We start from the raw sequence: 7,796 nt of genomic DNA on the forward strand, positions 1-7,796 counted from the left end.
GGAGGTTTGTAATGAAACAGGCGTTAATCTGCTTTTTGACTGCTGTTTTGGCCTCAGCTCCGGTGATGGCTGACCGACTGAAGGACATTACGTCGGTGGCCGGCGTTCGCAGTAACCAGCTGGTGGGATATGGCCTCGTCGTGGGTTTGGAAGGGACCGGTGATGGTACCGATTTTACCTCCAAAACCTTCCGCAATATGCTCAATAACTTTGGGGTCGCGATTCCGGCCGATATAGATCCCCAGTCGGACAATATCGCTGCCGTCGCAATTCATGCCAATCTGCCGCCTTTCGCGAAACCGGGACAGACCATTGATGTAACCGTATCGGCCATTGGCGATGCGGACAGTCTGCGTGGGGGTAGCTTGCTGATGGCTCCATTGAAAGGGGCGGATGGGCAGGTCTATGCCATCGCCCAGGGCAATCTGGTCGTGTCAGGTTTTGGCGCGGAGGGCGCTGACGGTTCTCGGCTATCGGTTAATGTACCCAGTGTGGGCCGGATACCTAACGGTGCATCGGTGGAGCGTGCCGTTCCCAATGCTTTTTCCCGAGGGGATTCGCTGGTACTGAACCTGAATCGCTCTGACTTTACCACCGCCCGCCGGGTCGCCGAACAGATCAATGGACTGCTGGGGCCGGATGTGGCCTCTGCGCTGGATGCAACCTCCATTCGAGTGCGTGCGCCGCGTGACAGCTCGCAGCGAGTTGCCTTCCTGTCGGTGCTTGAAAACCTGGAGGTCGATCCGGGTATGGAGCAGGCCAAGGTGGTGATCAATTCGCGTACCGGGACCATCATTGTTGGCCAGAACGTAAAGATCTCCCCGGTGGCTATCACTCATGGTGGCCTGACCATTGCTATCAACGAAAATATCGACGTGAATCAGCCGAACGCGTTGGCTGAAGGTGAAACGGTTATTACGCCGCGTACCGGGATCACCGTCGATGAGAACTCGGGGCGCATGTTTGAGTTTGCCCCGGGCCCAACGCTCAGCGACATCGTTGAGGCTGTAAACCAGGTCGGCGCAGCTCCCGGTGATTTGATGGCTATACTGGAAGCGTTGAAGCAGGCGGGCGCTTTGAAGGCGGAACTGGTGGTGATCTGATGGCGAATACAATTCCGGGCGGAAACAAGAACCTCTATACCGATTTGACGTCGCTGAGTCAGCTCAAGGCTGATGCGTCGAAGGATGGTGACGCTAAACTGAGGGAGGTTGCGCAACAGTTTGAGCAGGTATTTATGAACATGATGCTCAAAAGTATGCGCCAGGCCACGGAATCTTTCTCCGAGGATAACCCTTTCAACTCGTCGGAAGTGCAGTTCTACCAGGGGATGTTGGATCAGCAACTGACACTGGAGTTGTCCCAGGGCAATAACGGTATGGGGCTGGCGGATGTCATTGTTCGTCAGCTCGGCGGGAGCGACCTGTCACCGGAAACGCTGCGGCAGGCGATGCAGTTACCCACCAGTGATGATGATCTCTCCCAGCGACTTAATCAGGGCGAGTCCCTCAATGAGACCTTGTTGAACCTGGCGGCACGCCGGGTAGCGACCCATTCTCTGGAGGCCGTGAATCAGATCAGCTCAAAGCTTGCAGCTACTGCTGAGCCAGAAGATACGGCCGAACTTGAAGAGACGAGCGAGCAGGTTGATTCAGTGGCGGCGGCAGCCTCTAACCCTGCCGCCGAGGGCGAGGTTGCAAAAGCGAACTCGATGTTCGACTCGCCCGAAACATTTGTGCAGCAGGTTCTGCCTCTGGCGGAAAAAGCGGCCAAAGCACTGGGCGTTGACCCCCGTGTGCTTGTTGCGCAGGCAGCGCTGGAAACAGGCTGGGGTAAGTCGATTATCCGCGATGAGAGTGGCCAGAGCAGTAACAATCTGTTCAACATCAAAGCCGACGGGCGATGGAACGGTGATAGCGTATCGGTGGGTACGATAGAGTACAGAAATGGCCTTCCTCAACCGGAAAAAGCCAGCTTTAGAGCCTATGATTCTATAGAAGATAGTCTGCAGGACTACATCAAGTTCCTGCAGGACAACCCTCGCTATGAGCAAGCGCTTGAGCAGGCCGGTAACCCGGTCGCTTACCTGCAGGCTTTGCAGCGCGCGGGCTATGCGACAGATCCAAACTACGCAGAGAAAATCGACAGCATTTTCCGCGGAAATACACTGGCCGAACTTGCCAGACAGACTCAAGAAGGCTGAATTTCAGCCGATAACATCTGGGTAGCGGCGCAGCTTTTCACAGTGATCAGAGGCCGCCCGGGAGAGAAAGATGAGTTCCAGTATTCTTAATATCGGTGTTCAGGCGTTAAATGCTAATAAAACAGCACTTTCGTATGTTGGCCAGAACATCGCCAACGTGAACACGGAAGGCTACAGTCGACAGACTGTGCAGATGACGCCGCAAGATCCGCCTTTGTTGGGTGTTCAGGTTAACGATATCTCCCGTGTCACCGATAAGTTTTTGGTTACTCAGGTATGGAGTGATACCTCGTCGTTTAATAGTAACGAGGCTTTCTCGGAGAAAATTGCATTACTCGATAATATGCTGGTCTCGGAATCGACCAGTCTGTCTAGCTCGATGGATAGCTACTTCGCCTCACTCCAGCAGGTTGTCGACGACCCTCTCTACATCGCGAACCGGGAGCTTTTTCTTGCGGAAGCGCAGTCTCTGAGCAACTCGTTTAACGACTTCGATGACAAACTGCGAGCGCAAACCGACGTCATCAATACTGAAATTCGCAGTATGATCGACTCCGTAAACGCGGTTGCATCCAATATTGCGTCACTGAACGTGCAGATTGGAACCTTGGAGTCATCCGGGCAGAACTCTAATGAGCTACAAGACAAGAGAGATCTTCTCGTTAAAGAGCTCTCAAGCTATTTGACGACGAACGTTATCTCGCCGGATGGTGGCCGTACTTACAATATTATCATGGGTGATGGTCAGCCACTGGTTATAGGCAGTGGTTCGGCGAATCTGCAGGTTCGGAACAGTGACGAAGACCCGACCAAGCTCGATATATACATGACGAACGACAGTGGCGTCGATGCGAAGGTAACCAACCAGCTTGGGGAAGGGGCGGTCGGAGGGTTGGTGAATTATCGGGATAATGTGCTGCAGCCGACTATAAGTGAAGTCGGCAGGCTAGCACTCGTTTTCTCCGAGACAATGAATGCCCAGCATCGTAAAGGCATGGATCTCAATGGTGACTTTGGAGAGGATCTCTTCGCGGATATAAGAAAAGGTGACATTACCGCTCATGCTGATAACAAGAACCTAACGGCTCGTGCCAATGTTGGTTTTTATGACGTGTCAGCGCTAACGGCAAGTGATTACACGCTGGAAATTACTGGTGTAGATAGCTTCTCGATCGTAAGAAAGAGTGATGGGGCACGTTTCAGCTCGAGTGAGTTCACTGATATATCGACGTTAGCCCCAGAGGATCAAACGCTAGCTGCCGACAATGTTTACGAATGGGACGGGGATGATCTTAGTGTATCTTTGGATGGTATGACCGTAAGGCTTGTAAGTGATACCCCCCTTGCAATCGGCGATACTTACTTGGTTCAGCCGACACGCTCCGCTGCCCAGAAGATGGACGTGGAGATTACCAATCCACGAATGCTCGCTTTAGCTTCTCCCCTGCGGGTGGAACCGTCTACCACCAATAGTGGCAATGCGGAAATTAGTGGGATTACGATTACTAACGCCGAAGACACATCGGCGCTGCGCCGGGATACCGTAACACTTCCGCTGGAGCTCGTTTTTAATGCGCCGGCGGCTGACGGGGAGCCCGCTACTTACACGGTCTACGATGTTTCAGATCCGGATGATCCTCAAGTGTTTAATGAAATGGAGGGGCTGGAATATGTGCCGGGCGAAGCGATTTTCTTCGAGGATTATGAGATAACAATTGTTAATGATCCGCAGCCTGGTGACCGCTTTACCATTGAAAAAAACGTTGATGGCTATTCAGATAATACCAACGCGCTTGCCATGTCTGACTTGCAAAATGAGCCGCGGGTTGAAGGTTTTAGCTATCAAGATACATATGGCCAGATGCTGGCTTGGGTTGGTACTCAGGCAAGCACCGCTCAAATCGCTTACGAGTCCAGCAAATCGGTGCTTTCTGCCAGTGAAAATGCGCTGCAAAGCGTCTCTGGGGTCAACTTGGATGAGGAAGCGGCGAATCTAGTGAAATATCAGCAGGCATATGCTGCCTCGGCTCAAATGATATCCGCTTATCAAACCATATTTGACAGCCTGATCTCGGCTGTACGGAGGTAATTATGCGTATCTCTACCGGCCAAATCTTCGCTAATGCCAACAAAAACATGATGGAAAACCAGTCATCGTTGTTGGATGTACAGAACAAGCTATCGAGTGGTAAGCAGTTTACGAGTCTGGCGGAAGATCCGGTGGGTGCCAGCCAGGTGGTTAGCCTGAATCGGGAGCTTGCGCAGCTGGATATGTTCAACTCCAATATCGATGCGTCTCGGCGCAGGCTGGAGTTGGAAGAAACAACGCTCGATGATCTGAATACAGCTTCAGACCGAGTTCGCGAGCTGGTCGTACAAGCAGCTAACGGTACACTCAGCGATGCGGATCGCCAGGCAGTCTCCTATGAGCTCGAAGAGCTGGTCGGTTATATGGCTGGCTTGATGAACACGCGCGATGCCAAGGGTGAGTATCTGTTTTCAGGCTCCCAGGGGCAGACACAAACCTATGTCGAAAAGGGGGGGCGTTATGAGTATCAAGGCGATGCGACTTCCCGTCAGATTCAGGTATCCAGCGCGCTTTACGTGCGCTCCACCGATAACGGCCAGTTCCTGTTTGAATCCGTCACTGATGACCCTACGCTAAAGGCTACTGGTGATCTGAGAACCAGCTTTGATCCTGAAAAGCTGACTGTCACTGACCCTGACGCCTTCGCGGCATTCATGCGCGAAACCGGTGATATCGCCGTTGAAGTGGATCAGTACGATGATGGCCTCGGCAACCCGGATAGTGTTACGTACAACTACACGTTGCGCGATAGTGCAGGTAACGTGGTCGAGTATCCTCAAGGCACACCTTTGCAGGCGTTAGGTTATGACGGTACAGCAGCTCCAACCATCCAGTTAGATGGCGCAAGCTTCGAGCTGGATTTGCCGGTGCCGGTAACAGGAAGCCCTGGGGTTACAACTGACGACCTCAGTGCTACGGAGGAGCCGACACTCAATATCCTTGATGACAATGCTTACACAGGCTTGATGCGACAGGCGGGCGGTGAAGTTTCGATTCGCTCTGTCGATACCGGTGGTGGGGTTTACGAATATAGAGCCTACGGAGCTGACGGTCTGGAGTTGAACGATGGTGCGATGCCGACGCCGAATCCTTTGCTTTCCGTTACTCCACCCGTTGCGCCAGCGGTGGAGCCGACGCTAACACTGTCCGATGCTCAAGGAACACCCGCGCTGGAGTTCCAAAGGGATGCGGTGGCTGACGATACGTCTGCTGACGTAACCCTGGCGTTTGAGGCGCCTGCTGACCTAAAACTCAGCTTTTCTCAGCCGCCTTCTAACATCCTCAACACCATCATGGATACCGTGGAGATGATGCGTGAGCCGGTGGGTGGTGTGGAGAACGCCCTGGCGAGAGTCGAGTTGCAGGAACGGTTCGCTCTGACACTGGATCAGATCAATATGTCCCAGGAGCGGCTTTCGCAAGCCACAGCAACCTTGGGCTCACGGCTGAATACGCTGAATGATGCAGAGCTGACCAATACCGACTTTCAATTAATGACCGAAGGTACGCTCTCTGCCGTTCAGGACCTGGATTACGCGGCAGCATCGACTGAGCTGGCCAAGCGCCAGCTAGCGCTGGAAGCGGCGTATGCGAGCTTTGCTAAAATTCAGAACCTGAGCCTGTTTAACTATATTCAGTAATCAATAGTAAACACATTCAGTAAACCGATCCGGTAACGGCAGCATCAGCTGCCACTTTGGCTAACGGCCGAGTATTCATCGATGCTGTTAAGCAAGCCCGTTTTGCCAGAGTAGGGCGGCTGACTAGCCGCCACTAAATATCCTTATAAGCCTTCTGCATCTGCTGTCGCTTCTTCAAAGCGCTCTTCTCTTTTACCAGCGCGGCTGCCTGTGCATCGGCTAGCTTCACCAGCTCTTCATTCAGCGACCTTACCGCTATCAACTTCTCCTGCAGCGCTGTCGCCATCGCCTCACTGGTGACTTCAACCTGATCCAGTTGACGTACCAGCGCATCACGGGCGGGTAAGTGCTCGTTAAACGCGTCCCAGTCGCCTGATTGAGCCAGTTGGAGCAGTGATTGGGTCAAACGCTTTATCTGATCGGCGAGCGCCAGTGGGTCGGTCAAGGTGTCCATCTTAAAGTCCTGTAGCCGGGCTGATACACAGTCTGTAGCAGCTCCGAACCGAATACAATGGTAGAGCTGTTTTTCGGGGGGATTACCAAGGGACTTCAGGGCCAATGCACGGCATGCAGTAGAAGTCAGGATTAAACCAGGCTGCAGAGTCTAGGAGACGCAATCATGGCTATGGTAATCAACTCCAACATTATGTCGCTGAACGCCCAGAATCAGCTGACTAAGACCAACAATGATTTGAACACTGCGATGGAGCGCCTGACCAGTGGTAAGCGTATCAACTCCGCTGCCGACGATGCTGCAGGCCTGGCAATCTCCAACCGCATGACCTCCCAGGTACGAGGTCTGGACCAAGCGGTGCGTAACGCAAACGACGGTATCTCCCTGATCCAGACCGCTGAAGGCGCGCTGGATGAGTCCACCAATATCCTGCAGCGTATGCGTGAGCTGTCCATCCAGTCTGCCAACGGTACCTACTCTGAAGGTAACCGCTCCACCCTGAATGCCGAGGTGCAGCAGCTGGTTAAAGAACTGGACCGTATCTCCGAAACCACCGCCTTTAACGGCCAGAAGATTCTGGACGGTTCTCTGGGTGAAGTTGCTCTGCAGGTGGGTTCCGAAGCGAACGAGACTATCTCCTTTAATATCCAGGCGATGAACTCCAGCAGCTTGGGCTTGGGCTCAACTACTGCCGATGTGGCTGGTGATCGTATTAAGAATGGGCTTGCTCTCAGTAATGGCGACATCCAGATCAATGGAGTCGGGCTGAGTGAGTTCACCGGTACTGCAAACAACACCAACCTGCAGGACCTGCTGGATGATATCAACGAGAATGTTGATGGGGTAACCGCGAGTGGTTTTAACGTCGTTGAGGCCTCCTCCGTAGGTACGGGTGTGTTGAGCGGAGTGAACGAGGTTTGGATTAACGTATACGATGTAAACGATGGAGCGGCGACGTTATACCGCATCGATAGCGACACTGCGAACTTGGAAGAGTTGGCATCCGCAATCAATGATAAGACCGGTGGAGCTGTTACAGCGTCTATTGGTGATGATGGAAAGCTGAGTCTCTCTAATACCACTGGCGGTACAATGGAGATCTTAGATGCAAGCGGTGCTACAGGGATTGATAATGGTTTTTACTTTGGTCAGATCGCCCTGAGCGCTGACGATGGCGGCGAAGTGACCATTACCAAAGGCGCTACAGGTACCGACCAGGATGTTGCGGACTTTGGTTTTAGTGTGATTAGTGGACAGGGTCAGGTCTTGGGTGAGTCTGTAGCCGCAGGGGCGCAAGATGATGGCCTGGCGGCGAATGACCTGACCATCAATGGCGTTGCTATTCCGAAGACCGAGAGCGCAGCGGACTCCTCCAGCTTGCAAGAGGTGGTAACCAGCATCAATAGCGTA

6 protein-coding genes are annotated in these 7,796 nt (G+C 53.1%); 5 read left to right on the top strand and 1 reads right to left on the bottom strand.

Translation table 11 applies throughout. The annotated features are described in order from the left end of the window. Positions 1-11: 11 nt before the first annotated feature. From G403_RS0121515 to flgL, 4 genes are all read left to right on the top strand, one after another. Positions 12-1,103 carry a flagellar basal body P-ring protein FlgI gene (locus tag G403_RS0121515; protein ID WP_027855804.1) on the top strand — a complete coding sequence of 364 codons (1,092 nt, stop codon included), beginning with the start codon at positions 12-14 and terminating at the stop codon, positions 1,101-1,103. Further along, the gene (flgJ, locus tag G403_RS0121520) at positions 1,103-2,203 is read left to right on the top strand and encodes a flagellar assembly peptidoglycan hydrolase FlgJ (protein WP_027855805.1); all 1,101 of its coding nucleotides are present in this window, start codon (positions 1,103-1,105) and stop codon (positions 2,201-2,203) included. Before G403_RS0121515 ends, flgJ begins: the two co-directional genes overlap by 1 nt. Before the next feature lie 70 nt (positions 2,204-2,273). After that, positions 2,274-4,292, top strand: a complete 2,019-nt coding sequence (gene flgK / locus G403_RS0121525) for a flagellar hook-associated protein FlgK (RefSeq protein ID WP_027855806.1) — start codon at positions 2,274-2,276, stop codon at positions 4,290-4,292. A gap of 2 nt (positions 4,293-4,294) precedes the next feature. After that, positions 4,295-5,932, top strand: a complete 1,638-nt coding sequence (gene flgL / locus G403_RS24760; protein ID WP_027855807.1) for a flagellar hook-associated protein FlgL — start codon at positions 4,295-4,297, stop codon at positions 5,930-5,932. A 133-nt stretch (positions 5,933-6,065) separates the two neighbouring features. On the opposite strand, the gene G403_RS0121535 is transcribed toward flgL, so the two are convergent. Further along, positions 6,066-6,386: a flagellar protein FliT gene (locus G403_RS0121535; protein WP_027855808.1), complete on the bottom strand. Its 321-nt coding sequence runs from the start codon at positions 6,384-6,386 to the stop codon at positions 6,066-6,068. Between the two features lie 165 nt (positions 6,387-6,551). Here G403_RS0121535 and G403_RS25815 point away from each other — a divergent pair. Continuing rightward, on the top strand, positions 6,552-7,796 hold a 1,245-nt coding region (locus tag G403_RS25815), incomplete at its 3' end, for a flagellin N-terminal helical domain-containing protein (RefSeq protein WP_027855809.1).

It is taken from the genome of Marinobacterium litorale DSM 23545 (assembly GCF_000428985.1).
GTDB lineage: Bacteria > Pseudomonadota > Gammaproteobacteria > Pseudomonadales > Balneatricaceae > Marinobacterium_D > Marinobacterium_D litorale.

Bases quoted from the DNA above. Each gene is read 5' to 3' on its own strand.
- flgL (WP_027855807.1), top strand. From the start codon at position 4,295: ATGCGTATCTCTACCGGCCAAATCTTCGCTAATGCCAACAAAAACATG.
- flgK (WP_027855806.1), top strand. From the start codon at position 2,274: ATGAGTTCCAGTATTCTTAATATCGGTGTTCAGGCGTTAAATGCTAAT.
- flgJ (WP_027855805.1), top strand. From the start codon at position 1,103: ATGGCGAATACAATTCCGGGCGGAAACAAGAACCTCTATACCGATTTG.
- G403_RS0121535 (WP_027855808.1), bottom strand. From the start codon at position 6,386: ATGGACACCTTGACCGACCCACTGGCGCTCGCCGATCAGATAAAGCGT.
- G403_RS0121515 (WP_027855804.1), top strand. From the start codon at position 12: ATGAAACAGGCGTTAATCTGCTTTTTGACTGCTGTTTTGGCCTCAGCT.